At 53.6% G+C, this 23,052-nt stretch carries 22 protein-coding genes; 10 read left to right on the top strand and 12 right to left on the bottom strand.

Features of this window, described 5'->3' with window-relative positions:
* Positions 1 to 24: 24 nt before the first annotated feature.
* From EDM60_RS10315 to EDM60_RS10305, 3 genes are all read right to left on the bottom strand, one after another.
* Positions 25 to 633: a DedA family protein gene (locus EDM60_RS10315; protein ID WP_122964068.1), complete on the bottom strand. Its 609-nt coding sequence runs from the start codon at positions 631 to 633 to the stop codon at positions 25 to 27.
* Positions 634 to 859: 226 nt separating this feature from the next.
* Positions 860 to 1,066 carry a YqgQ family protein gene (locus EDM60_RS10310; protein WP_063228008.1) on the bottom strand — a complete coding sequence of 69 codons (207 nt, stop codon included), beginning with the start codon at positions 1,064 to 1,066 and terminating at the stop codon, positions 860 to 862.
* Complete coding sequence (locus EDM60_RS10305; RefSeq protein WP_122963904.1) at positions 1,063 to 1,461, bottom strand: hypothetical protein; 399 nt, start codon at positions 1,459 to 1,461, stop codon at positions 1,063 to 1,065. Before EDM60_RS10305 ends, EDM60_RS10310 begins: the two co-directional genes overlap by 4 nt.
* A gap of 186 nt (positions 1,462 to 1,647) precedes the next feature.
* On the opposite strand from EDM60_RS10305, the gene EDM60_RS10300 reads away from it, so the two are divergent.
* Positions 1,648 to 2,823, top strand: coding sequence for an MFS transporter (locus EDM60_RS10300; protein WP_122963903.1), 1,176 nt, complete (start codon positions 1,648 to 1,650; stop codon positions 2,821 to 2,823).
* Between the two features lie 204 nt (positions 2,824 to 3,027).
* Here the strand turns inward: EDM60_RS10300 and abc-f are convergent, their stop codons facing one another.
* The 4 genes from abc-f to EDM60_RS10280 all read right to left on the bottom strand — a co-directional run bounded on the left by abc-f (position 3,028) and on the right by EDM60_RS10280 (position 7,722).
* Positions 3,028 to 4,968 (bottom strand): ribosomal protection-like ABC-F family protein, encoded by a 1,941-nt coding sequence (gene abc-f / locus EDM60_RS10295; RefSeq protein ID WP_122963902.1) that lies wholly within the window; start codon positions 4,966 to 4,968, stop codon positions 3,028 to 3,030.
* Positions 4,969 to 5,425: 457 nt separating this feature from the next.
* Positions 5,426 to 6,217 carry a stalk domain-containing protein gene (locus EDM60_RS10290; protein ID WP_122963901.1) on the bottom strand — a complete coding sequence of 264 codons (792 nt, stop codon included), beginning with the start codon at positions 6,215 to 6,217 and terminating at the stop codon, positions 5,426 to 5,428.
* A gap of 149 nt (positions 6,218 to 6,366) precedes the next feature.
* Positions 6,367 to 7,305 (bottom strand): AEC family transporter, encoded by a 939-nt coding sequence (locus tag EDM60_RS10285; RefSeq protein ID WP_122963900.1) that lies wholly within the window; start codon positions 7,303 to 7,305, stop codon positions 6,367 to 6,369.
* A gap of 15 nt (positions 7,306 to 7,320) precedes the next feature.
* Entirely contained in the window at positions 7,321 to 7,722 is a 402-nt protein-coding gene (locus EDM60_RS10280; RefSeq protein ID WP_122963899.1) for a hypothetical protein, read from the bottom strand.
* 322 nt (positions 7,723 to 8,044) lie between these two features.
* On the opposite strand from EDM60_RS10280, the gene EDM60_RS10275 reads away from it, so the two are divergent.
* From EDM60_RS10275 to EDM60_RS10255, 5 genes are all read left to right on the top strand, one after another.
* Complete coding sequence (locus tag EDM60_RS10275) at positions 8,045 to 8,863, top strand: amino acid ABC transporter substrate-binding protein (protein WP_122963898.1); 819 nt, start codon at positions 8,045 to 8,047, stop codon at positions 8,861 to 8,863.
* Positions 8,864 to 8,941: 78 nt separating this feature from the next.
* Positions 8,942 to 9,778: an amino acid ABC transporter substrate-binding protein gene (locus EDM60_RS10270; protein ID WP_122963897.1), complete on the top strand. Its 837-nt coding sequence runs from the start codon at positions 8,942 to 8,944 to the stop codon at positions 9,776 to 9,778.
* On the top strand, positions 9,765 to 10,460 hold the full coding sequence (locus EDM60_RS10265; RefSeq protein ID WP_122963896.1) for an amino acid ABC transporter permease: 696 nt from the start codon (positions 9,765 to 9,767) through the stop codon (positions 10,458 to 10,460). Before EDM60_RS10270 ends, EDM60_RS10265 begins: the two co-directional genes overlap by 14 nt.
* A 17-nt stretch (positions 10,461 to 10,477) precedes the next feature.
* Complete coding sequence (locus tag EDM60_RS10260) at positions 10,478 to 11,215, top strand: amino acid ABC transporter ATP-binding protein (RefSeq protein ID WP_122963895.1); 738 nt, start codon at positions 10,478 to 10,480, stop codon at positions 11,213 to 11,215.
* A gap of 576 nt (positions 11,216 to 11,791) precedes the next feature.
* Complete coding sequence (locus EDM60_RS10255) at positions 11,792 to 12,163, top strand: YybH family protein (RefSeq protein WP_122963894.1); 372 nt, start codon at positions 11,792 to 11,794, stop codon at positions 12,161 to 12,163.
* A gap of 36 nt (positions 12,164 to 12,199) precedes the next feature.
* On the opposite strand, the gene EDM60_RS10250 is transcribed toward EDM60_RS10255, so the two are convergent.
* Entirely contained in the window at positions 12,200 to 13,666 is a 1,467-nt protein-coding gene (locus tag EDM60_RS10250) for an aminotransferase-like domain-containing protein (protein ID WP_122963893.1), read from the bottom strand.
* Positions 13,667 to 13,757: 91 nt separating this feature from the next.
* On the opposite strand from EDM60_RS10250, the gene EDM60_RS10245 reads away from it, so the two are divergent.
* Positions 13,758 to 15,185, top strand: a complete 1,428-nt coding sequence (locus tag EDM60_RS10245; RefSeq protein WP_233454149.1) for a pyridoxal phosphate-dependent decarboxylase family protein — start codon at positions 13,758 to 13,760, stop codon at positions 15,183 to 15,185.
* Between the two features lie 83 nt (positions 15,186 to 15,268).
* Here EDM60_RS10245 and EDM60_RS10240 read toward each other — a convergent pair whose 3' ends face one another.
* The 3 genes from EDM60_RS10240 to EDM60_RS10230 all read right to left on the bottom strand — a co-directional run bounded on the left by EDM60_RS10240 (position 15,269) and on the right by EDM60_RS10230 (position 17,549).
* Positions 15,269 to 15,811, bottom strand: a complete 543-nt coding sequence (locus EDM60_RS10240; protein WP_122963892.1) for a nitroreductase family protein — start codon at positions 15,809 to 15,811, stop codon at positions 15,269 to 15,271.
* 246 nt (positions 15,812 to 16,057) lie between these two features.
* On the bottom strand, positions 16,058 to 16,579 hold the full coding sequence (locus tag EDM60_RS10235; RefSeq protein WP_122963891.1) for an SMI1/KNR4 family protein: 522 nt from the start codon (positions 16,577 to 16,579) through the stop codon (positions 16,058 to 16,060).
* Between the two features lie 178 nt (positions 16,580 to 16,757).
* Positions 16,758 to 17,549 carry a SagB/ThcOx family dehydrogenase gene (locus EDM60_RS10230; RefSeq protein WP_122963890.1) on the bottom strand — a complete coding sequence of 264 codons (792 nt, stop codon included), beginning with the start codon at positions 17,547 to 17,549 and terminating at the stop codon, positions 16,758 to 16,760.
* 134 nt (positions 17,550 to 17,683) lie between these two features.
* Here EDM60_RS10230 and EDM60_RS10225 point away from each other — a divergent pair, with 134 nt between their 5' ends.
* Positions 17,684 to 18,586 carry a LysR family transcriptional regulator gene (locus EDM60_RS10225; protein WP_229049725.1) on the top strand — a complete coding sequence of 301 codons (903 nt, stop codon included), beginning with the start codon at positions 17,684 to 17,686 and terminating at the stop codon, positions 18,584 to 18,586.
* 714 nt (positions 18,587 to 19,300) lie between these two features.
* Here EDM60_RS10225 and EDM60_RS10220 read toward each other — a convergent pair.
* Positions 19,301 to 20,749, bottom strand: a complete 1,449-nt coding sequence (locus EDM60_RS10220; protein WP_233454148.1) for an aminotransferase-like domain-containing protein — start codon at positions 20,747 to 20,749, stop codon at positions 19,301 to 19,303.
* Between the two features lie 153 nt (positions 20,750 to 20,902).
* Here EDM60_RS10220 and EDM60_RS10215 point away from each other — a divergent pair, with 153 nt between their 5' ends.
* Together EDM60_RS10215 and EDM60_RS10210 are read left to right on the top strand one after the other, a co-directional pair.
* Positions 20,903 to 21,811 (top strand): DMT family transporter, encoded by a 909-nt coding sequence (locus EDM60_RS10215; protein WP_122963887.1) that lies wholly within the window; start codon positions 20,903 to 20,905, stop codon positions 21,809 to 21,811.
* Positions 21,812 to 21,897: 86 nt separating this feature from the next.
* On the top strand, positions 21,898 to 23,013 hold the full coding sequence (locus EDM60_RS10210) for an S-layer homology domain-containing protein (protein WP_122963886.1): 1,116 nt from the start codon (positions 21,898 to 21,900) through the stop codon (positions 23,011 to 23,013).
* Positions 23,014 to 23,052: the final 39 nt, after the last annotated feature.

Genomic DNA, 23,052 nt, shown 5'->3' with positions numbered 1-23,052 from the left:
CAACTGTACCTGCACACTCTTCGCTCAGGCAGTCGGCTCCTTTTCCAATTGTTGAGGGCAATCCCCGCTTTCCTGCGAGTCGGCAGGAATCATAAAGCAGCGCAGTCGTATGTACTGGCGAATCACCATGTATACAGCGGCTGCCAGCGCTACCGTCGTCAACGTAATTTTGCTGTAGGAATACACGCCTGCAAGCATCACATCCAACTCAGCAGCAAACCAGTAGCCCATGAGAAAATAATGCAGCGTCCAGACAAACGTGCTCGGTAAAAAGAAGACCAGAAACTGTCCGAGCGGCATCCGATACAAGCCAGCAACGATCGGCACGATATGGCGGATCACCGGAATAAACATGCTGATCACAAGCACCCAGCCCATGTATTCTTGCTCCCAGTCCATGAGCCTTACGTGTTTGTGCCAACGCTTGCCCGCCCATTTTGCCAATACTGACGCTCCCAGCCAGGCACTCACCAGATAGCCCGCCCCCACTCCCACGCTCACAGCCGCAAACACCGCTGCATACACAACCAAAAACCCGGTGTCCACATGCGCCATTCGTGCGCCAAAACCGATCACTGACATCTCATCGGGTGAAAGCTGCCAAAAAAATTGTTTCCAAAACGAATGAAACATGATTGCAAAACTCTCCTGCTCCACAGGCGCTCCCCCCTCTCCGATTCCTTGCTTCTATCGTAGCGGGTAAACCTTTCTAAAAGAGAGAGAATGCCTTAAGTTTTCTAAAAGGAATTCTGAAGAATTTCTTAAGAGGGCGGCATGGGTGTGAACAGGCACACAAAACAAAAAACGCGCTTATCATCGCCGCGTCGCAAAACGGCAGATAAACACGCCTGTCCCTGGTTTATCGGGCTTCCATCGCTTTGCGCTTGCTGTGCACAGCTGACATGGCCTCCATAAACTCTTCTTTTTCAATCACATTCAGTTCGTACAACTCGCGAATTTCATCTTCTATCAGCAACAGATCCCCCACCGGGTCCCCCGTGTAGATGAACAAGCCGAAGCGGTGCAGAAACGCCTTTAAATCGAAATCATTGGGGTTGGCTTTCAATAGGCTCCCTCCAGATCGATTTCCATCCTCGCGAGGACGGCATCGTAGTCAAACTCGACAGCAAAGCCGGTAATAACGATGATCTTCGCATACGGATACGCCTCTTTCCACGCCTCCTCCTCAACCGGTTTCAATCCGACAAGATAGAGCGGATCTTTGGAAAGCTCCGGGTGCTCCTGGCACAGACGCAAAAACTCGCGGCATCTGTCCTGCTCCTGTGCCGCATTCAGAACGAGTACCGCGCGTTCCACTTCCTTTGACTCCCGTTGTCCGGCAATCAGTTCAAACGTTTTTGCAGTAGGCACCATCGCGTTCACTTCCGGAAAACGGTCGAGAACCTCATCCAGCCAATCATCTTCATGCCAGGCCAGGTAGTACAGCATTGCAGTAGACATGATCACAAACACCTCATGGATATATACTAGACAACTTGCCAAACGATTCTTCTTTCTTTTCCATTATAGCACGAGAAGTGCACGGCTGCCCACGCCGCTCGCTTGACTTCGACAGTTCGTTCACGTAAGGTGGAAAATGCAAGCAACTGATAGTGATGATTTTTGTGTGAAACGAGGTAATTTGTTGTGAAGAAGAAGCATCTTGCCCTCTTGTTCTTCGTCGCATTTTTGACCATGCTCGGATTCGGTATTATCATTCCCATCCTTCCCTTTTTTGCAGAAAAACTGGGTGCGACCTCTTTTCAGATCGGCGTTCTGTTCGCCAGCTACAATATTATGCAGCTGTTGTTTGCACCCGTTTGGGGAACTCTCTCGGACCGGATCGGGCGCAAGCCGCTCGTTTCTTTCGGGCTACTCGGCTTTGCCGTGACGTTTATCCTGTTCGGAATGGCGGAAAGCTATACGGAAATGCTCGTTTACCGCATTCTGGGCGGAATCGTCTCTGCTGCCGCGTTGCCGACTGTAACGGCGATGGTTGCCGATTTGCTCCCAACCGAAGAGCGAGCAAAAGGGATGGGGGTCGTCGGCGCGGGCATCGGGCTCAGCTTTGTATTCGGCCCTGTCATAGGCGGCCTGCTCAGCGGCTACGGCTTTGCCGTTCCGTTTTACGCTTCGGGGCTTGTCGCGCTGCTGACGTTTTTCTTCATTCTTTATGCGTTGCCGGAAAGCTTGCCGAAGGAAAAGCGGACGAGCCTGCGAAAAGAAGCCAGTCAAAACCCGCTGGTCTCGCTCTTTGGCTCCCTGTCTCTTTTGTACGGCATTTTGTTCGTCGTGTCGTTTGCCTTTTCCGGTCTGGAAACGACTTTTGCCCTGTACATCCATGACTTGTACGGCTTCACATCCAAAGACCTCGGCTACATGTTCCTCGTCATGGGCATCATTGCAGCCTGTGTGCAGGGCGGCTTGATCGGCCGCCTGGTCAAGCAGTTCGGGGAAGCGGCCATTCTCACCGTGGGGATGATTTTTTACGGAATCGGCTTTTTCGCCATTCCGCTGTCGGGAAACTTTTGGGTACTCGCTTTGATTCTGTCTTTGTTCGGCGCGGGCCAAGGCATGATTCGCGCAACTGCCACCGCGATGATTACGCAGCGAACAACGGAAGGCCAGGGGATCACAAGCGGAGCGATCAGCTCGATGGACAGCCTCGGTCGCATTCTCGGCCCGTTGGCTGGCGGCGCCGTCTACACCTTTTCGCACAGCGGCCCGTTTTTCCTCGGCGGCGTCCTGATGGTGCTGATTCTGCTCTGGTTCCAGTTGAGCCATCGGCGGTTGCCGGACCCGGAGCCGACGGTGCAAGCTTAGAGCCATAGGCGAGAGCTGGAACAGCAGCCGAAAGTTCGATCTTGAGGCGTCGGTGAGGACTGCTGAACCCGGAGCCAATCATTCAAGCCTAGTCACATCGCCAGGCAAAAAGCGAGGCAGCAACAGTCTTATTGACGACTGTTGCTGCCTTTTTTATGAACATAGTCTCTAACCTTTTCCAAATCGACGCACTTGCCGCCTGCCTTACACTTCCTGCATGCTCACCCAGGCGACGTAGCAGTCATCGATTTCTTGCTGGACGTGCTCGATTTCTGTTTGCCAAGCAGCCAGTTGCTGATAGTCCGTCTCTGCTTGGGAAAGCAGCCCGGTCAAGCTCGCCTTTTTCTCTTCCAGCTTGGCAATTCGCTGTTCCAGCTCAGACAGCTTGTAAGTGTTCGGGCGTTTTGGCGCTGCTTCTGTGGCTACCACTTCCCGCTTAGGCTCTGGCGGCTTTGGCTTTGCTGCTGGCTTGGCTTTTGCTTCCCCCGCAAGTCTGTCCGCCCTCTTCTGCGAACGTTCCTTTTGCTTGGTTCTCGCCTCTTCATACGTGCCTACGTCATGCACGATCCGCTTGTCTTCCACCCAGAAAACGCCGTCTACCATTTTTTGCAGGAAATAGCGGTCGTGGGAAACAATGAACAGCGAGCCGTGGAAATCGGCGAGCGCTTCCTCCAGCGTTTCCCGCGCTTCAATATCGAGATGGTTCGTCGGTTCGTCGAGAATGAGCAGGTTGATGTCCTGATGCATCAACTGGGCCAGGCGCAAACGCATTCGCTCGCCACCGCTCAGCTGGCTGACCTTTTTGAACACATGCTCGCCGTAAAACAGAAACTTCGCCAGCAAATGTCTCGCCTCTGCTTCCGTCACTTTCGCGACATCGCGGAACGCTTCGATCAGCCGCTGGTTTTGATCTCCTTCCAACGCTTGCTGCGAGAGATATCCGACTTTGACGCTGCTGCCGATTGCGAGCCTGCCTGCATCCGGCTCTGTCTCTCCCAAAAGCATGCGGATCAACGTGGACTTCCCGCAGCCGTTTGGCCCGAGCAGTGCTTTGCGCTCCCCGAAACGAAGCAGCAAGCTGGCGTCTGCAAACAGCTGCTTTCCGCCGTACGTCTTGTGCACGTCTGTTACGATCAGCACGTCCTGGCCGCTGCGGTCTGTCTTTTTGAATTGCAGCCCCATCCGGTCCGCTTCCATTTTTGGCCGCTCGATGCGTTCGATCCGGGCCAGCGCTTTTTCCATGCTTTTCGCCCGACGGTGAAACGCCTCGTTTGGCGGGTTGGAGCGATTGCCCCACTCTTTTAGCCGCTTGATCGTCTCTTTCATTTTTTTAATCTTTTTCTGCTGCTCCTGGTAGGCGGCAAACTGCCGCAGCAAACGCTCCTCCCGCTCGGTGGCAAAGGCGCTGTAGTTTCCGATGTAAAACTCCGCTTCCCCGCCGTCCACATGGTAGACAGAAGTAACGACTGCATCCAGGAAATAACGGTCGTGGGAAATAATCAGCACCGTTCCCGAATAGCTCTGCAAAAATTGCTCCAGCCACTCCATCGACTCCACGTCCAGATGGTTCGTCGGCTCATCCAGCAGCAGGACATCGCTCTTTTGGCACAAAAGCTTGGCAAGCCCCGCCTTCGTTTTCTCCCCTCCGCTCAGTTGGGCAAACGGCGTAGCGAGCAGCTCTTCGCTGACTCCCAATCCTTGCACGACCTGAGTCATACGCGTCTCCCACTGGTAGCCATCCTGCTGCTCAAATTCGTCTTGCAACTTCTGGTAACGCTGCATCAGCCGATTCAACGCCGCTTCGTCCTCGTAGAGCAGCGCCATCTGGCTTTCCAACTCGCGCATCTGCTCCTGAATGTGGCGAACTTCAGCAAAAGCGCTCGCCACCACATCTCGCCCCGTCCACTCCTGCGGATACTGCGGGGATTGCGGCAAATACGCCCACACCGTTCCTTTTGCCCGGTACAGCTCGCCTGAGTCCGGACTTTCGATGCCTGCCAGCAGTTTGAACAAGGTCGTCTTGCCCGCACCGTTTGGGCCGACGATTCCTACCCGCTCGCCCGCTTTTATTTCCAACGTAATATTTTGCAAAACCGGATCGGCTCCGTACGATTTTTGTAATTGAGTAGTTGCGACGATAATCATGATTTTTTCCTCCCTGGTATGTGGTACGGTTCAACATAATGGTCTTTCCTGGCCGGCCCCGGCGATTTTTGCCCCCATATGCCATCTGTCTGCCAAAAGGCAAAAATGGACGCAAAAAAGCCGCAGGCCATTACCTGCGGCATCGCGAGGGGAAGATATCGTCAGCCAAAAATGCTGCCCGAATCAGTCACCCATTATTGACAAGAACAAACCGTCCCTGGTCGATGCATGGTACGCCTATGGAAACTTCGTTCAGTTGTATGCGCAAAAATGGGCAGACTGATCCCGTTGAAAGAAAAATCATGCGTCATACTGGAAGTTTCCACCACAAACCACGCCTGAACGGTTCCGAACACGTACACACACCTCCATTCCCAAGGATTAGGTAAATCTTATCCACCATCATAGTACAGCTGCGAGCGAAAAACAAGGGGCAGTCAGCAAAAGAAACGGCTGCTTATTGGTTGCTTTGCGTCCCTTCAAACAATGGTTTGTTCGTATCGGCATCGATGAACACAATCGTGTTGTACGGCGGGAGCTTCACTTTTGCCGTCAAGTACGGATAGGTGATCACTTGCGGATACATCATCCCTGGAACTGGCTCTGTCAATTTCACGTAGACCAAAAGCTGCTCCCAGCTCTGCTGCACCTTCGTGACTTGCAGGCCGTAACCGGGGTGAGGAGATTGGCCGCGCGCGATCACGTACAAGTCTCCCTGTTGGTGAATGCCTTGCTTGCCTTTGACGGACTCGACGAACTCCTGCTCTGCTTCGGTCAACTGCTTTTCATCCACGAGGACGAACGAATCATTTTGTCCGGATGACACAATTTCCACCGCCCTTTTCTCGGGATTCCAAGCAATCTTTTGGCCTGCCTGCTCCACTAGCCACCTCAGCGGCACATACACGTCTTTGCCGCGAAGCAGCGCTGCTTCGCCACCTTGAACCGCCTTGCCGTCAACCGTCACCGCTCCGGAATCCAGCTGGTAGGCGATCGTATGGTTGCCGACTTTCATCTGCCCTGTTTGTCCTTGCAGCGTCCACTTTGCTTTCAGGATGCTCGCTGCATCTTGGGCAAGGACGTACGTTTTTTGCTGATGCAAAACGGCCTGTTTTTGCAAAGCCGCCGCTTTTCCATCTACGGAAATCGTTGCTGTCTGTACTTGGCTCCCGCTTGTCGCTGCCGCCACCGAGTAGACGGACACAAGCTGGAGGCTGAGGGCTGCAATCAGCCATGCTTTTTTGTTCATCTTCGTTCCTCCATTCCTTTTTGCCGGGATTCATTCTATCTTCTATCTTGTTAGACTTACCTCAGGTCTTATTCGTTTCAGTGCTCTTGCCACAAAAAGAACAACCGGCCTGACCAGAAAGCAGACCGGTTGTCCATGGAAAAAACAAATTAGTGCAACAGCCAGTTGCTCATCAGCACAACAGCCGGAATCGTCAAAAGCGCCAGCAACGTCGAAAAGACGGTCGTCATCGCGCCCATTTCCTCATCTGCCTTGTAGCGTCCAAACAAAATCGAGGCGAGCGTCAAAGTCGGCATGGCCACCTGTACCAATGTCACACTGACGATATCGCTGTCCAGCGAAAACACGGAGAGCAGCAGCGCCGTCAAAAGCGGAAAGACAAACAGCTTGAAAGCAAGCGGCATGCCAAGCAGCGGCAATGATACTTGCGGCTTGCTGCGCAAAAACAGCGGGAGCAACATCCCGATATACATCATGGCGAGCGGCGAAGCCAGTTTGGCCAGCGTGCCAAACAGGTGCTTGACTGGCTCAGGCGGGGCAAAGCCGATCAGCGCGGAACCAAGCCCGAACACGATGGCAATCATCGGGATGTTGATCAGCGTTTTCAGCCCTTTGAGCGAAAACGAGCCTTTTTCCTGGAGCATCATGACCCCGACTGTCCACAGCACGACGTCGACGCCAGCGTCAAAAATGGCAGCCAGGAGCGCACCTTTTGGCCCGAACAGCGCTGCGCACAGCGGCAGACCGATAAAGCCCGTGTTGCCGAGGCCAGACAAGATCGCGATTTCCCTGCGCTTTTTGGCAGGCAACGGCAATGTCCTCGCTCCTGCCCAGCCGAGCAGGATGCCCAAACAGTTCAACACAATCGAAATGACGAATATTGCAAAAATTTGCACCAAAAGCTGGTTATCGATCTGGGTTTGAAAAATCCCGTCCAAAATGATGCACGGCATCGCCACGTTGATAATGATCGTAATGACGAGCTGCCGCGAATCGGCCGTCAACGGCTGTCGGTAACCGATCAGGCTACCAATGCCGATGATGACGGCCATGATGAGTACGGATTGCTGCAACGTCTGAAATTCCATCGCACCGTCCCCCGCTTACATTTCGATCGGGAGCCATTGCAAATTTGCCGGCTCGCCTTTATCGCATGTCCGCAAAACATCCCCGCAAAGCGGAACAGCTTGTTCGAGCGGAACGCACCAGGAGAGCGGGAACACCGCTTCGCTGCCTTCAATCACGAGCGATGCCATCACCGCGTTCTGCTCGCCATTCGTCAGCACAAAATGCTGCTCGCCTGGCTCGTGCTCTTTCCACTGGACAAGCACTTTGCCGTTGTTGCCGCCAGCCACCACCAAATCCACGTGGTCACCGTATGCGGCATGCACCAGCGTGCGATTCTCGCCATTCAACTGCGCGATTTCCTTCAATACTTCGTGCCAGGCTACATGCTTCTGCTCCGTTCCACTGCCATCCGTATACATACGCCAGTCGTTTAACATGCTGATTGACTCCTTTTATCCATTCATGGTTGTCTTTGTCCCAAAGCATCAAGATGTTTCGTCCGAAAAAATGGGCAAACGCCCAAGGTCGTACTTATTGTACGCTATCTGCCCCCACAACCTCAACCACTACTTGCAAGCCCTCTGACGCTCCTGCACATAGCGATAGGGCAATTGGAGAATCCTGAGAAAGGAACCGTTTGCAGACCAAGAAATTCATAGTAAACAAATCGGAATAAATATTTTTATGATTGACAAAGACCGATGAGGCTACTACTATGAATCCATGAAATTCGATCAGCATAAAGGGGATTTAATCATCATGAAAAAAGTCGTTTTCTCTACTTTGCTCTCTTGTCTGTTGGTAGGAATCGTTGGTTGCAGCAGCTCTGGCGCCCCTTCCCAAACCGATAGCGCTACACCGCCAGCTGCTTCGCAAAGCTTGCTGGAAAAAGTAAAAGCGGAGAAAAAGCTCGTCATCGGGACAGAAGGCACTTACTCGCCGTTTACATACCACGATCAGTCCGGCAAACTGACCGGATACGACGTGGAGGTCGTAAGCGAGGTTGCCAAACGGCTCGGTGTAGAGCCTGTTTTCCAGGAAACGCAATGGGACGCCATGTTTGCGGGTCTGGATTCCAAGCGCTTTGACGTGGTTGCCAACCAGGTAGGGATACGCCCTGACCGTCAGGAAAAATACGATTTTTCCCAGCCGTACACGATCTCGCGCGCTGTTCTCGTCGCGCACAAAGACAATACGACGCTAAAAAGTTTTGCAGACATCAAAGGCTTGAAAGCCGGGCAGTCCATGACCAGCAACTACGCAGACCTCGCCCGCTCGAACGGGGCAGAGATCGTCGCTGTCGACAACTTCAACCAGGCGATTGACCTGATCGCGCAAAAACGCGTCGATGTCGCTATCAACGACAACTTGTCCGTGCTCGACTTTTTGAAGCAAAAACCGGATACGCCAATCCAAATCGTCACTAAAAACGACAAAGGCCAGCCAACCGCCTTCCTGTTCCGCAAAGGCAGCACAGAACTGGTCGCCGAGATTGACAAGGTGCTGGATGAGATGAAAAAAGACGGCACGTTGAAGGCGATTTCGGAAAAATGGTTCAGCGAAGATATCACGAAGTAAACATTCATTGACAAAATTGTCTGTCCCTTTTAGTATGTTCCTAACAAAAATCATATCGGTTTAGTGGGGGTTTCATTTATGAAAAAACTATTGTTTTCCGTTCTCACTTCTGCTTTGCTGGTCGCCTTGGCCGGTTGCGGCTCCTCTTCCTCTCAGGCGCCACAAAACAACGCTTCGCCTGCTCCAGCTGCCAGCGAAGAGAAAAAAGAGCAAAACTTGCTGGAAAAAGTCAAAGCGGACGGAAAAATTTTGATTGGTACCGAGGGCACGTACTCCCCCTTCACCTTTCACGATCAATCCGGCAAGCTGACCGGATATGACGTCGAAGTCGTAACCGAAGTCGCCAAGCGCCTTGGCGTTGAGCCAGTGTTCCAGGAGACACAGTGGGACGCCATGTTCGCGGGACTGGATTCCAAGCGCTTTGATGTCGTAGCGAATCAGGTCGGAATCCGCCCTGACCGCCAGGAAAAATACGACTTCTCCAATCCGTATACCGTATCGACAGCAGTGCTCGTCACTCACAAGGACAACACGACGGTAAAAGGCTTTGAAGATATTAAAGGCTTGAAAGCAGCGCAAACGCTGACGAGCAACCTCACCGACATCGCGAAGAAAAACGGAGCGGAAATCGTCGGAGTAGAGGGCTTCAACCAGGCGATCGACCTTTTGACTTCCAAGCGCGTCGACATTACGATCAACGACGGTCTTTCCTTGCTGGACTTCCTGAAGCAAAAGCCTGATACGCCAATCAAAATCGTCGCCAAAGATCCGAATGTAGCGACAAACGGGTTCCTCTTCCGCAAAGGCAGCGCAGAGCTGGTTGAAGCGTTCAACAAAGCGCTGGATGACATGACGAAAGACGGTACGCTCGCAAAAATTTCCGAGAAATGGTTTGGTGCAGATGTTTCTAAGTAACTTCTTTGACAACCCGGAACGCCTGAACCGATGGATCGATATCGCGCAAAGCTCCTTTCTGCCTCTGCTGAAAGGAGCCTTGCTCTATTCTTTGACGCTTGCCATCGTTTCCTTTTTCTTTGGCCTGATTCTCGCTGTTTTGACCGCATTGGCCCGCCTGTCCGGCATCAAGCCGCTGGTTGGCCTTGCCCGTTTTTATGTATCGCTCATCCGTGGAACGCCGCTGTTGGTGCAGCTTTTCATCATTTTCTTCGGTTTGCCGAGCGTAGGAATCATGATCGATCCGTTTCCTTCGGCCGTCATCGGCTTCTCGCTCAGCGTCGGCGCCTATTCCTCCGAGGTCGTGCGCGCCGCGATTCTGTCCATTCACAAAGGACAGTGGGAAGCCGCCTACTCTCTCGGGATGACGTACTGGCAAGCGTTGCGCCGGGTCGTGTTGCCGCAGGCAGCGCGCGTTTCGGTTCCCCCTCTGTCCAACTCGTTTATCAGTCTGGTCAAGGATACGTCGCTCGCCGCGGCCATTCTCGTTCCCGAGATGTTTCGCAAAGCACAGGAAATCGTCGCCTCGACCTATGAGCCGTTGCTTGTCTACTCGGAAGCCGCGCTCATCTACTGGATGATTTGCTTTGTCCTTTCCTTTATTCAAGACCGGATCGAAAACAAGCTGGACCGCTACGTCTAAAAAGCAGGTGAACGCAGATGATTACCATCACGGATTTGCATAAACAGTTTCACAACTTGCAAGTGTTAAAAGGAATTTCGCTGACGGTGGAAAAAGGCAAGGTCGTCGTCATCATCGGCCCTTCCGGCTCCGGGAAAACGACGCTGCTGCGCTGCCTGAACGCACTGGAAGTACCGACCAGCGGCAGCGTGCAGATCGGCGAAGTCAAGCTCGACTTTTCGCAAAAGGTTGATCGTTCAAGCATCCCCCGACTGCGCAAACAGACAGGCATGGTGTTTCAAAGCTACAATCTATTCCCGCATATGACCGCGCTGGAAAACGTCATGGAAGGCCCCGTGACTGTCAAAAAGGCAGACAAGGACAGCGCGCGGGCGAAAGCAGCCAAGCTGTTGTCCAAAGTAGGTCTCGGAGACAAGCTGGATCATTACCCGGCGCAGCTCTCCGGCGGCCAGCAGCAGCGCGTGGGAATCGCCCGCGCCCTGGCGATGGACCCGCAAGTCATGCTGTTCGACGAGCCGACTTCCGCCCTCGATCCCGAGCTGGTCGGCGAAGTATTGAAGGTCATGAAGGAGCTGGCCCAGGAAGGCATGACGATGGTCGTCGTCACGCATGAGATGGGATTTGCCCGCGAGGTGGCGGACGAAGTCATTTTCATGGATCAGGGCGTAATCGTGGAGCGCGACACTCCTGCCAAGCTGTTCGCCCAGCCGCGCGAGGAGCGCACTCGCCAGTTTTTGCAGCACCTGAAAGCGTAAAGCAAAAGACTCTGCCAGCGCAGTAAAGCGGGCAGAGTCTTTTTTGCTAACGTCTATCCGTGCTTAGTCATCCCAGAAAGAAGTGACCAGAAGAATGATGAGGATGATCCAAAAAAACCCGCCACCTCCGAAGCCGAAACCACCACCGCGCCTGCATCCCATGGCTTTTCTCTCCTCTCTTCTCACGTCATCAAGCAAAACTGGCCTCGTAAACTCGCAAAGAAGCCAGCGCTTCCTTTCAGCTTATGACAACCTAACTCTGTCCGCATGGATGCCTGTCTAGTTGACTCGCAAAATAAAAAAAACGGGTGCTTGCCCTTCTCGCCCGCTTTTCGCCTAAAATTAACAAATGCTTCATGCTGGCTCTACTCTCCCTTAACATGTCCGATCTATGATGGTATTGTCAGACCCTACGATGGACATTACGTCCTCCATTACCGCCCGAATAGCCCCCTTCTAGATCGGGCGGGCTTTTTTTCGTGGCTTTTTCGCGGGCTGGTGCCCCTTTCCCAAATCCGCTACAATACATAATAGTTGAACAATTCCCTGAATTTTGTTGTGGAGGTCATTTTCGCCATGGGTTATCAAAAAGCGCTTGAACAGTACATCGCTGCTACGAACACACACGACTTTTCCCAGGTCGAAAAGGTCTTGCACCCACATGCCGTCTACTGGTTCTCGGACAAGACCTGCACATCGCTTGAAGAAATCGGCCGTTACTTCGAGAATGCCTGGAATGTGATCAAGGAAGAAGTGTATTCCGCTGTCGATGTGCAATGGATCGCGGTAGACCAGCATTGTGCGACCTGTCTGTACACGTACCAGTACGAGGGCTACTACAACGGCCAGTTCGTCACCGGAAGCGGCCGCGCCACCAACGTGTTTACGAAGACGGCAGACGGCGACTGGAAGCTGATTCACGAGCATCTGAGCAATCAGCCTAAATAAAAGACCGGAGAGAGGAACTGCCAGGAGCAGGATGGTTTATGACAACACATCCGGTTCGTACAGTTCCTTTCCTTGTTTTTCGATCAGTCTGCACAAAAGCGCAATGCCTTCCTCCAGCTTGTCGTCCGGGACCGAGCCGAAGCCGATCCGGATGTGCCCGCCTCCTGACAAATCGGTAAAACAGGCTGCCCCCGGCAAAAAAGACAGACCGTGCGGCTTGGCGAGAAGCGACAGCGCCTCTGTATTCGCACTCGTTTGCAGCCAAAAATTAGGGCCAGCCTGCGGCGCTTCCCATGTCAGCGCAGCTCCGCCATGCTGCCGCAAAAGCTTGTCCACCCGCTCTTTTTTTCGCTTCATCTTGGCGCGAACCGACTCGAAGTAACGCTCGTCTGAGACGTTTTGCAACAAATGATAGAAGCTGCGCTGATTGAACAGCGGCGTCGCCAAATCGGCGATCGCTTTGACATTGGCCAGCCGCAAAAAGACAGACCCTCTGGCAACCAGACAGCCGATGCGCAAGCCAGGCGCAATCACTTTGCTGTAGCCTTTCAAATAGATGACATGCCCGTTTTGATCCATGCTGCAAATGCTTGGCGGTATGGTTGCCGTGTAATGCAGCTCTGACCACGGATCATCCTCGACGATCAGGCAGTGAAAACTTTCAGCCAGCGCAAGCAAACTTCTCCGCGTCTGCTCGCTCATGATTTTTCCGGTTGGATTTTGCCCGGTCGGAATCACGTAGATCAGCTTGGGCGGGCGCTGGTCGAACATCCGTGTCAGCAGATCGATGCGGATTCCGCTGCTGTCGCAAGGAATCGGCAAAATCGTCGCCCCGCGCGAGCGAAACGCATCCAAAGCAGCAGGGTACGTCGGAGATTCCACCATGACGATGTCGCCCGGCCCTGCGAAGGTGCGAGCCACGAGGTCAATCCCTTGCTGGCAGCCCGTCGTCACCATCAGCTCGCTTTCCGTAACGCGTATGCCTCTTTGCTGAAAAGCATGCGCCAAATGCTCGCGCAGCGGCAGATCGCCGAGTGGAGAGGAATATTCGGCAAAAGTATGCGGATCACGCGCTGCCAAAGCGGTTGCCTTTTGCAGCGCTTCGAGCGGAAGGTGCTCTTCTTTTGACAAGGTCGCAGAGTGAAAAGGAAAAAGCAGACGGCTCCCGCGCGGCGTCTGCTGCCCGAAAATCGACCTTCCCACGTAATCGTAATACGACTCTTGCCACTCGTAGTCGTGACTGGCAGCGGGTGGAGCCGCTTTTTCCAGCCGCCTGACGTATGTTCCCTTGCCATGCAGCGTCACGGCATAGCCTTTTTCCTCGACGATTTTATAGGCGCGAATGACCGTCAACACGCTGACCCCGATTTCTTTTGCCAGCTTGCGCACAGACGGCAACAGCTCGCCCGCCTCGTACATCCCAGAGCTGATCCGTTCGATCACGGCTTGGGCGATTTGGACGGTCAACGATTCTTTCCCGGTTTTGTCCAATGAAATATGCATCCGTTCCCCCTCTTTCTTACCAACTGTTTTACCACAAGCTGTACTGTTATAACAACGGTTTGCTTTACTGGAAGAAAAGATGAGGGAGTGGATGGCAATGGTCAGCAAAATGCAAGCAGATCAGCAGGATTTGGCGGCCCTTTTGAATCGGGTGGTGCAGGAATCGCTCCAGTTTTTTGCCGGACTGGAAGAGCGGCCAGTCGCTGCGCAAGCGAAAACGGAAGCGGTGGAGTCGTTGCCGTCAGATGGCCGCGGGGGCTTGCAGGCATTGGAACGGTTTCAGCAGCTGTATGCGAAAAAGTTGAGCGCAAGTGCCGGGCCGCGTTACCTCGGATTCGTCACAGGCGGGGCGACCCCGGCTTCCATCGCGGGCGACTGGCTCGTCAGCGTCTACGACCAGAATCTGTCCGGGATTTCCGATTCGATCGCAGGTTACGTGGAGCTGGAGACGATCGCCATGCTCAGAGAGCTGTTCCTGCTCCCGGACGATTTCAGCGGCGCATTTGTCAGCGGCGCGACGATGGCGAATTTCGTTGGTCTGGCCCAAGCCAGACAGTGGGCTGCCCGCAAGCAAGGGGTGGACGTGGCAAACGATGGCCTGTACCAGTTGCCTCCGCTCAAAATCGCCAGTGGCGCTCCGCATTCCAGCATCTATAAATCTCTCTCCATGCTCGGCATCGGCAGAAAAAGCATGCACTTGATCCCGTGCCAGCCGAACCGGGAAGCAATCGACATCGCTGCGCTGCGCGCTTTTTTGGAGGAACATCGCAACGAGCCGTGCGTGGTCGTAGCCAATGCCGGAACCGTCAACACGGTCGACTACGACGATCTTGCGGCCATCGCCCGGCTGAAAAGCGACTATGCTTTCTGGCTGCATGTCGACGCTGCTTTTGGCGGGTTCGCGGCATGCTCCCCTCGCTTCAGCCACCTCGTAAACGGCTTGGAGCACGCTGACTCCATCACCATCGACGCGCACAAATGGCTCAATGTCCCGTACGACTCCGCCATGCAGTTCACGCGGCACAAGTCGCTCCAGGTAGACGTTTTCCAAAATAACGCCGCGTATTTGGGCAGCGCAATCGCCCAACCCGAATTTGCTCATCTCACTCCAGAAAACTCCCGGCGTTTCCGCGCCCTCCCCGCCTGGTTCAGCTTGCAGGCTTACGGACGCGCTGGGTACAAAGAAATCGTGGAGTCAAACGCCGAGGTAGCCCGGCTGTTGGGCGAAAAAATCGCGGGCAGCGACAGCTTCGAACTGCTCGCGCCCGTCAGGCTGAATGTCGTGTGCTTTTCGCTGAAAAGGAAAACGCGTGCGGAAGAATCACTGACTATGAATGACATCACTCGGTTTCTCGGCCAGCTCAGTCGGGATGGGCGTGTGTTCATGACCCCGACGAACTATCAAGGAAGCCCGGCAATTCGAGCCGCCTTCAGCAACTGGCGAACAGTCGGCCAAGATGTAGACGTGATCTGGCAAGCGTTGTGCGATAGTTTTGCCGAATATTCGCGGGAAGGGTGACTGCTTCGTCAGCATGCAAAAAAGCGAGACCCTGTGTGGGCCTCGCTTTGCACGTCTTTTGCTGAACAGGAAGATAGCTGCTGCTATTCAAATCTTGTAAACTTTTCTTCTGCTCTCGTCCGCGGACGAGCTTCCGGCACGTCTTCCTGGTCGAAAAAGCCCAGGTGCAAAAAGCCGACGATTTTCTCGCCTGGCGCAACGCCCAGCAGCTGGTGAGCCTTCGGGTCCCAGTTGTGCGCGTTCGTTTTCCAGACAACGCCCAAATCGCGCTCCCAGGCCAACAGCTGAAAGTTTTGAATCAACGCGCAAACGGCGCTGAAATCTTCCTCCCACTGTTTTTGGCGCGGGTCTTCCTTCATAATGACGATCAGGTAAGCAGCCGGCTGGTTGTACATTTCTCTGCGCGCCTCGTGCGATTCGGCCGGATAGGCTGTAATCAGTTTCTCTACAAAAGCGGCCTTGTTCTCCGTCGGCACAAACAAGAAGCGCCATGGCTCGCGCAAACCGTGATTCGGTGCGTATACAGCATCATTCAACAGTTCCAGTACGAGTTGTTCGGGTACGGCATCCGGTTTATAAGCCTTTTTAATCGAGCGGCGCTCGCGAATGACTTTGGCAATGGACACATCGTTCACCTTCTTTGGACGGACATAATTATATCCTGATAATGGTTATCAGTATCATATGTTATCGTTTGGCTGGGAGAAAAGCAAGGGGAAAAGCATGTTGGCTGCACTTTGCTTTTCGGGAAGCAAGGTTGGTAGGGCAGGAGAAAAAAGCTTCACCCTGACCACCTCTTGTTTCGCGTCTGGGATGAAGCTTTTTCTATCTGTTTGACGTATGCGAGCAAATAAAGAAACTTACACAGCCTGTTAACTATTCTTCATCGTATAGTTATAGAGTTTAGCTAAAAATTCACTGAAGCTCGCTGCCAGTGGGCTGATCGCTTGTCTTTGCCATTCATTTAATGTTTTCTCTTGCAGATCCGATTCATCTAAATCTGATTCAGAGATCAAAAATTCATGGTCAGCGTACACGACCACCGGGTCAGAAAGCGTTCCATTCGTATAGTCAAAGCAGATATCACCACCGCCAGCATCGTAACCAATCGGAATGACCCCTTCTGGCAAGTAATTCTTGGTGGCATTATATGCATCAAGTATATAGTAATGACCAACTGCATCACTCAAGCTATAAAATGTATGAAACACTTTCCCTTCCACTTCGCCATAATCAAACGCGCAAGGAACTGGGGAACCATCATTATTTTCCAGCATGCATTCTGTAAAATCCTTGGGGAAAGTTACTCCTAGCGCAGCTTCAACTTTTTTTATATCATCCATTGTGATTTTTTCACTGCAATTTTCAAAGATCACATGGTTCCACTTGTTCATTTTCATAGCCTCCAAAACTTCAGCAATATAAAAAAATAGACTAACAAGAAATGTTTTTCCAAATTCAATCTTTTATCAAACATACCATAATTCGGAATCTATCTTCAATCAGTCTTTCTCTTTTGTTTCCCCGGTAAATAAAAAAGGATGGCCTCCTCAGCCATCCCGCTTTCCGCCATCACTTCGGCCGCCGCTCCTCCAGCCAATGCCCTCCGGCGATTTTGCCGACGGACGCCATCAATACGGACAAATGCTCCGTGCCATCGATTCCCAAAAATTCGTTCATGTCGTGATCCATCCAGTGGCCGACCGTGCTGACCCCAAGTCCCAAAGCGTTTGCTGCCAGATGCAGGTTCTGCGCGGTGTGGCCGGAGTCCCACCAAATGTAGCGGTAAGCCCGTTCGTTGTATTTATGCCGCACCCGATCCACTTTGGCCGTCCAGACAAAATTGACGGCTGCGCGCCGCGTCATCTCCTGCTCCTCTGTAAGCTGATAGGCTACTTCAGACACGTCTTGTTTTTTCAAGCCTTCCAGGCACCAATTTTTCACGTCGAGATGATACAAGCCTTTTTCCAAACCTTCGACATGGTTGATCAGCAAAAACGTCTCGATCAGATACAAAGCGCCTGCCGAAGGAGTCGTGCGCAGCTGGTAGTCTCCCATGTCTGCCGTGATGCCTTGCGTGCCCCAGAGCAGCAAGTTCAGCTCGTTCAGGCTGAGCGGCTGGGGCAAAAAGTTGCGTTTGGAGCGGCGATTTTGCAGAAGCTCCCACAAATCAGCCGAATCACCGGAGCTTGGAAAGTCGGGCTCGCCCAAAGGAATGCGCACAAACGCCTCTTCATACTGTAAATAGGTCGGCGGCCGTTTGGAAAAGTCGTAGCGGGCGGCCCAGCCCTTTTCCAGATCACCCAGCCGATACGATGTAGCCTGGATAAATTCATTCGCAATTCGTTGCCATTCAGGATGCATGCCAAAATCCTCCCCGTTTTTCAAATCGTTGTTGGTCTTGCTACGTCTTTTACTATACGGGGAGGTTTTCTATCAGTAAAACAATGCTTTATAATACATTCCATAAGATTTTACTAATGGAAAAGGAATGAGCCATGATGACGCTCACTCAGCTTCAGGTACTGGTCGCCGCAGCTAAGGCAGGCAGCTTTACTCGCGCTGCGGAAGAAATCGGTTTTACGCAATCGGCTGTGTCGCAAATGATTCAGGCGTTGGAAAAAGAACTCGGCGTCTGCCTGTTTCTGCGCAGTCGCAGCGGCATCACTCCGACGAGCATCGGCGAACGGATGCTGCAGCATGCCCGCGACATTTTGACGATTACCGCTTGCATGACGGAAGAGGCCAATCTGGCGAGGGGGCTTGCGTCCGGTACTTTGCGCATCGCCTCGATTCCGAGCGTCGCTTCGCGCTTTTTGCCGGGACTTCTCGGGAGCTTTCGCAAACGGTTCCCGGCGGTGGAGATCATGCTGCTCGAAGGCGACAGCGACGAGATCGACAAATGGATGAGCAGCTCGGTGGTGGACATCGCTTTTACCGCGATTCCGGGCCGCGAGCTGCAAACGATGCCGCTGCTGTTGGACGAAATGATGGTGATTTTGCCTGATACGCATCCGCTGAAAGATCGGGCGACTTTGCGCTTCGACGAGATTGCCGATCGCTGTTTTATCATGCCAAAAGACGGGTGTATCAAAAAGATGTTGCAGGAAAACGCGATTACGCCCGCGATTACGTTTGAAGTCCGGGAAGTGTACACGATTTTGACCATGGTTCAGGAGTACATCGGCGTCACGATCATGCCGGAGCTGTATATGCCCGCTGTTCTGCCCAAGGTCGTCGCCATTCCGCTCGACCCGCCGATCCGGCGCGAGGTCGTTCTCGCGGTGCGCGACTGGCAGACGATCTCCCCCTTGACCGCCGAATTTGCCGTGCACAGTCAAAAGTACGTGCAGGCAATGGAGCCGTTTTTGCCTGATCGCAAAGCTGTTGGGGAGGTTTAGTTCGTTGTCGTCAGGGGGCGGCGAATCTGGTGCCGCCATTACAGGAACAAGAGCGGCTTCTGTTTGACTGCAAAGCTGCTGGCGGGGCTTAGAGGCGTGGGCAGGCTTGCGACAGCAAAATTGATTGCCGACGTTACAGGCAATCGAGCTGTTACTGCCTGACCGCAAAGCTGCTGGCGAGGCATGGGAACGTGGGCAGGCTTGCGAATTAATTGCCAGCGTTACAAGCAATGGAGCCGCTTTTCCCTGATCGAAAAGCTGTTGTGGAGGTTTAGTGACGTGGGCAGGTTAGCAGATTAATGACAAGCAATGGAACCTTTTCTCCCTGAACAAAAAGCTGCTGGCGCGACATTATAGCCACTGGCAGGCGAGCAAACCAGCGCCGCTGTTACAAGCAATGAAGCCGCTTCGGCCTGACCACAAACCTGCTGGCAAGACATTACAGCCGCTGGCAGGCTGGCGAACCAGTTGGCAGCCGTTATACAAGCAATGAAGCCGCTTCTCCTTGACCACAAACCTGCTGGCGGGACATTACAGCCGCTGGCAGGCGGGCGAACCAGTTGGCAGCCGTGATACAGGCAATGAAGCCGCTTCGGCCTGACCACAAACCTGCCAACGAGACACAGCCCGTTGTCACCAAGCCAAGCGAGCGAACCCGTTGCCGCCGTTACCGGAACAGGAGCTACTCTACTCCCCCGCCCCGCTCGCCCTCCTTTATTTCTGCAAAAGCGCAGCGACAATCTTGCCGAGACGCTCGATCCCGGTGTGCAGCTCTGCCACCGAAGCGTAGGCATGGGACAGGCGCACGTACCCTCCTTGCGTCTCGCCGTATATATAGCCCGGATTAATCAGCAACCCTTGGCGCTGCGCCGCGGTAAACAGCTCCGTCATGGACAGCTTGCCATTGATTTTCAGCCAGATAAAAAAGCCGCCCGCGGGCACTTCCCAGCTTGCCAGCCCGTTCATGTACATGTTCAGCGCGTGGACGGCTGCCTCCTGGCGCATGAGCAGCTGCCAGCGAACCTCGTTCATCTGCTGCTCGTACATGCCGCTTGCCAGCCACTCCGCTGCCACCCGCTGCGACAGCGAGCTTGCCCCGTAATCTGTCTGCATTTTCAGATCGGCGAGCCTGGCAATGACAGGCTCCGGGCCAACTACCCAGCCAATGCGCAAACCAGGCGTCAGCGACTTGGACAGGCTGCCGAGGTACAGGACGTGTCCGTGGCGATCTCTGGCCTTGAGCGGCGGTGGTGGCGGTTCTGTCGTCCACAGCTCGCGGTATATATCATCCTCGATGACTGGCAACCGTTCTTGCTCGCACACCCGCAGCAACTCGCGGCGGCGGCGTTCTGTCATCAGGATGCCTGTCGGGTTGTGAAAGCACGGATTCGTGTAGAGAATCGCCCCGCTCCCTTGCCTGTTCCCCGGTGCAAGCCCGTCCGGGACAAGCCCTTCCTGATCCATCCGCAGACCGGACAGCTTCATGCCCGCCGATTGAAACACGTGCAAAGAGTTCAAATAGGAAGGCTGCTCCAGATAGACCGTCGAGCCGCGATGCAACAACCCGACAGATATTAACTGGAGCGCCTGCAAAGCTCCCGAGACGATCAAAATAGACGAGGCGGACGCCTGGATGCCCAACCTTTTCACGTATTCGCTCACCGCTTCGCGCAGCGGCAAATACCCTCTCGGCTCCTCGTAGCCAAAGCGTGACAGCCGCTGCGTCACCCGCTCCATCACCTGCTTCATCCCTTCCAGTGGGAAAATCTCCGGCGACAGCTCCCCTTTGCTGAGTTGAATCAGTTCGCTGTTAAATTCATCCTCGTTGATCTGATGCACAGCGGTCTGGCTCGGCTTGTGCAAGCCCGCCTTGACGTACTGATCCCAATCCGGCGGAGGCGTCGTGGCGAGCAGTGTCCACGTATTGTTGACGACCACCGTTCCCATCCCCAGCCTGCCCTCGATCAAGCCGTCCGCAGCAAGCTCCTCCAGCGCCGTGATGACCGTGCTGCGATTGACCCCAAAAGTAGCTGCCAGGACGCGCTGGCTGGGAATTTTGCTGCCGATGGGCCATTCCCCTGACGAGATTTTGCTTTTGATGTAAGCGATAATCTGCTTGTATTTTGGCGTTGCCTTGGCGCCGTTTGGCCCTTCGCTGCTCACTTGTCCCGCTCCCCTCGCCTTTTTCTTTTTGAGCAAAAGTGGTTGGTTTTTTTGTTGCCCGAGTGGTTGCAGCTATTTTACCACTTCTTGATTACCATGGAAAAAGCAACTCAACTGGTTGGGTTCATTTTATAGCGAGGGGATGTTGTACACGTGTCGGCTTATTCCAATTCCAAAGGACGAGTGTTGGCCGCTCACGGCGTCAGCCTGGTGCTGTGGGCATCTGCTTTTGCAGGCATTCGCGTCGGATTGCAAGGGTATTCGCCGGAGCATCTGTCGTTGCTGCGGTTTTTGATCGGTTCTGCGTTTTTGCTGGTGCTTGCTCCTTTCCTTCGCCTGCCGCTTCCCGCGAAAAAAGACATTCCCGCTCTCTTTCTGCTCGGAGGGCTTGGCTTTTCCGTTTACCATACGGCACTCAATATCGGCGAGTTGACGGTCAGCGCCGGAGTTGCCAGCCTGTTTGTGACGACTACCCCGATTTTTTCTGCCCTGTTTGCCTTTCTGTTCTTCCGGGAACGCTGTGGGGTGCGAGGCTGGATTGGGGCGCTGATCGCTTTCACGGGAGTCGTTGTTTGTTCGCTAGGAACCGACAGCTCCTTGTCTTTTAATAACGGAATATTCTTGATTTTGTTGGCAGCAGTGAGTGAGAGCATCTACTTTGCCTTTCAGCGAAACTATGTAGAAAAATACGGCGTCTTCGCGTTTACTGCCTATACGCTCTGGGCAGGCACGCTGTTCATGCTCGTTTTTTTGCCGGGGCTTGGGAGCGCTATTTTGTCCGCCCCGTGGGCTGTCACGCAAAGTGTCCTGTACTTGGGCATCTTTCCGAGCGTCGTCGCCTATTTGGCTCTGGCTTACGTCACTTCGGCTGTCGGCACGAAGGAAGCGACCAGCTCCCTTTACTTGACGCCTGCCCTGTCCTTTTTGATCGCCTGGGGCTGGTTGGGCGAGGTTCCTTCCTGGCTGTCCATCGCGGGCGGTGTTGTGACACTTGCAGGCGTGCTGCTTGCCGTGAACAAAAAGCTTCCTCAACAGCAAATAAAAGCGGATGCTCCATTGTAACTTTCTACCAGTCAAGTGCGTATAAATGAACGGGCTTGTCGCCTTTTCCACTAACGCTTGCAAACAGCAAAGGAAGTGACTGAAAAATGAAACCTTATTTGCTGGCAATCATGGCTGTCTTGTTTGCCACGCTGTCCGTTTTGCCTGCCAGGGCGGCAACTTTCACCGACGTGCCTGAACAACACTGGGCCAAAGATACGATTGCACGCGCCGTCGAGCAAGGCATTGTGCAAGGCTATCCGGGAAATCGCTTTGCCCCGGAGGAGCACGTTACCGTCGCCGCTTTTTTCACCATGCTGGCCCGGACTTATCGCATCCAGATTCCGCCAAGCCAAAAGCAAGCCCTACACTGGGCCGATCCCATTTATGACGCTTTGGCGCCTTATCACTACCCTTACTCAACTTTGCAGCAACAATACTTGTCCCGCTTCGAGCGCAACAAGTATTTGTACCGGGATCGACCGATTACCCGATACGAGGTAGCCGAAATCATCGCGGGTGCCGATGGCGAGAACTATCATGGCGATTTTGCCGTTCACTACCTGCTTGCCAAAGGCTATGCCAGCGGAAAAGCAGCGGGGCAGGCCAGCATCCAGTCTTACCAAGGCCAAAGCTATTTGACACGGGCAGAAGCCGTCGCCTTTTTGGAGAAGCTCAAAAGCAATGGCTTGAAACAATTAAAGGTTCGTCCCCAACAACCTAGCGATCCGCAAAAATTGCCGACGCTCTCTGGCCAGCAATTCGCCGATCCAAAAGAAGAGAAACTGTACACGGTGCTTTTTCAATACCCGGGCTATTTTGTGGAACGATACCAGCCGGGAGTAAACAGCATGTTCCGAACCATTCAACGCGAAATCACGCCAACCGAACAGGATGGAGACGACACGCAGGCCGTCCTCTATGTTCATTTTGACGATACTTCCGAATTGGGCCCCGATTTCCACGGCTTCAAAAACGAACAAGACCAGCGTCTGGCCGGGCTGACCAAAATTGACATTAACGACATCCAAAACCAGACTGCGGTGCAAATCGCCATGGATGTGCTCCGCCAGTTCGGAATCGAGCCTCCTCCCCAGCTTCCGGCTACCATCAGCGAGATGAAGCAAGGCCCGGAGGACAAGGTGCTTTCTCACAACAAGGTGCGCTTTGTCATCACGTACAGACAACACAACTCGCTGTCGATTGCCTGGCAAAAAGAATAAAGCAAGCCTCCGCAAACAAAACGCGGCCTCCCGCCCAGG

Source organism: Brevibacillus parabrevis (assembly GCF_003710905.1).
Taxonomy (GTDB): Bacteria; Bacillota; Bacilli; order Brevibacillales; family Brevibacillaceae; genus Brevibacillus; species Brevibacillus parabrevis.
This window is presented reverse-complemented; position numbering and strand designations above follow the sequence as displayed.

What these genes read in the sequence shown, in the direction of transcription:
- EDM60_RS10245 (WP_233454149.1), top strand. Translation starts at nt 13,758, where the DNA reads ATGGCAATGGTCAGCAAAATGCAAGCAGATCAGCAGGATTTGGCGGCC.
- EDM60_RS10290 (WP_122963901.1), bottom strand. Translation starts at nt 6,217, where the DNA reads ATGAACAAAAAAGCATGGCTGATTGCAGCCCTCAGCCTCCAGCTTGTG.
- EDM60_RS10210 (WP_122963886.1), top strand. Translation starts at nt 21,898, where the DNA reads ATGAAACCTTATTTGCTGGCAATCATGGCTGTCTTGTTTGCCACGCTG.
- EDM60_RS10305 (WP_122963904.1), bottom strand. Translation starts at nt 1,461, where the DNA reads ATGTCTACTGCAATGCTGTACTACCTGGCCTGGCATGAAGATGATTGG.
- EDM60_RS10235 (WP_122963891.1), bottom strand. Translation starts at nt 16,579, where the DNA reads ATGAACAAGTGGAACCATGTGATCTTTGAAAATTGCAGTGAAAAAATC.
- EDM60_RS10250 (WP_122963893.1), bottom strand. Translation starts at nt 13,666, where the DNA reads ATGCATATTTCATTGGACAAAACCGGGAAAGAATCGTTGACCGTCCAA.
- abc-f (WP_122963902.1), bottom strand. Translation starts at nt 4,968, where the DNA reads ATGATTATCGTCGCAACTACTCAATTACAAAAATCGTACGGAGCCGAT.
- EDM60_RS10315 (WP_122964068.1), bottom strand. Translation starts at nt 633, where the DNA reads ATGTTTCATTCGTTTTGGAAACAATTTTTTTGGCAGCTTTCACCCGAT.
- EDM60_RS10255 (WP_122963894.1), top strand. Translation starts at nt 11,792, where the DNA reads ATGGGTTATCAAAAAGCGCTTGAACAGTACATCGCTGCTACGAACACA.
- EDM60_RS10260 (WP_122963895.1), top strand. Translation starts at nt 10,478, where the DNA reads ATGATTACCATCACGGATTTGCATAAACAGTTTCACAACTTGCAAGTG.
- EDM60_RS10225 (WP_229049725.1), top strand. Translation starts at nt 17,684, where the DNA reads ATGATGACGCTCACTCAGCTTCAGGTACTGGTCGCCGCAGCTAAGGCA.
- EDM60_RS10280 (WP_122963899.1), bottom strand. Translation starts at nt 7,722, where the DNA reads ATGTTAAACGACTGGCGTATGTATACGGATGGCAGTGGAACGGAGCAG.
- EDM60_RS10270 (WP_122963897.1), top strand. Translation starts at nt 8,942, where the DNA reads ATGAAAAAACTATTGTTTTCCGTTCTCACTTCTGCTTTGCTGGTCGCC.
- EDM60_RS10265 (WP_122963896.1), top strand. Translation starts at nt 9,765, where the DNA reads ATGTTTCTAAGTAACTTCTTTGACAACCCGGAACGCCTGAACCGATGG.
- EDM60_RS10230 (WP_122963890.1), bottom strand. Translation starts at nt 17,549, where the DNA reads ATGCATCCTGAATGGCAACGAATTGCGAATGAATTTATCCAGGCTACA.
- EDM60_RS10285 (WP_122963900.1), bottom strand. Translation starts at nt 7,305, where the DNA reads ATGGAATTTCAGACGTTGCAGCAATCCGTACTCATCATGGCCGTCATC.
- EDM60_RS10275 (WP_122963898.1), top strand. Translation starts at nt 8,045, where the DNA reads ATGAAAAAAGTCGTTTTCTCTACTTTGCTCTCTTGTCTGTTGGTAGGA.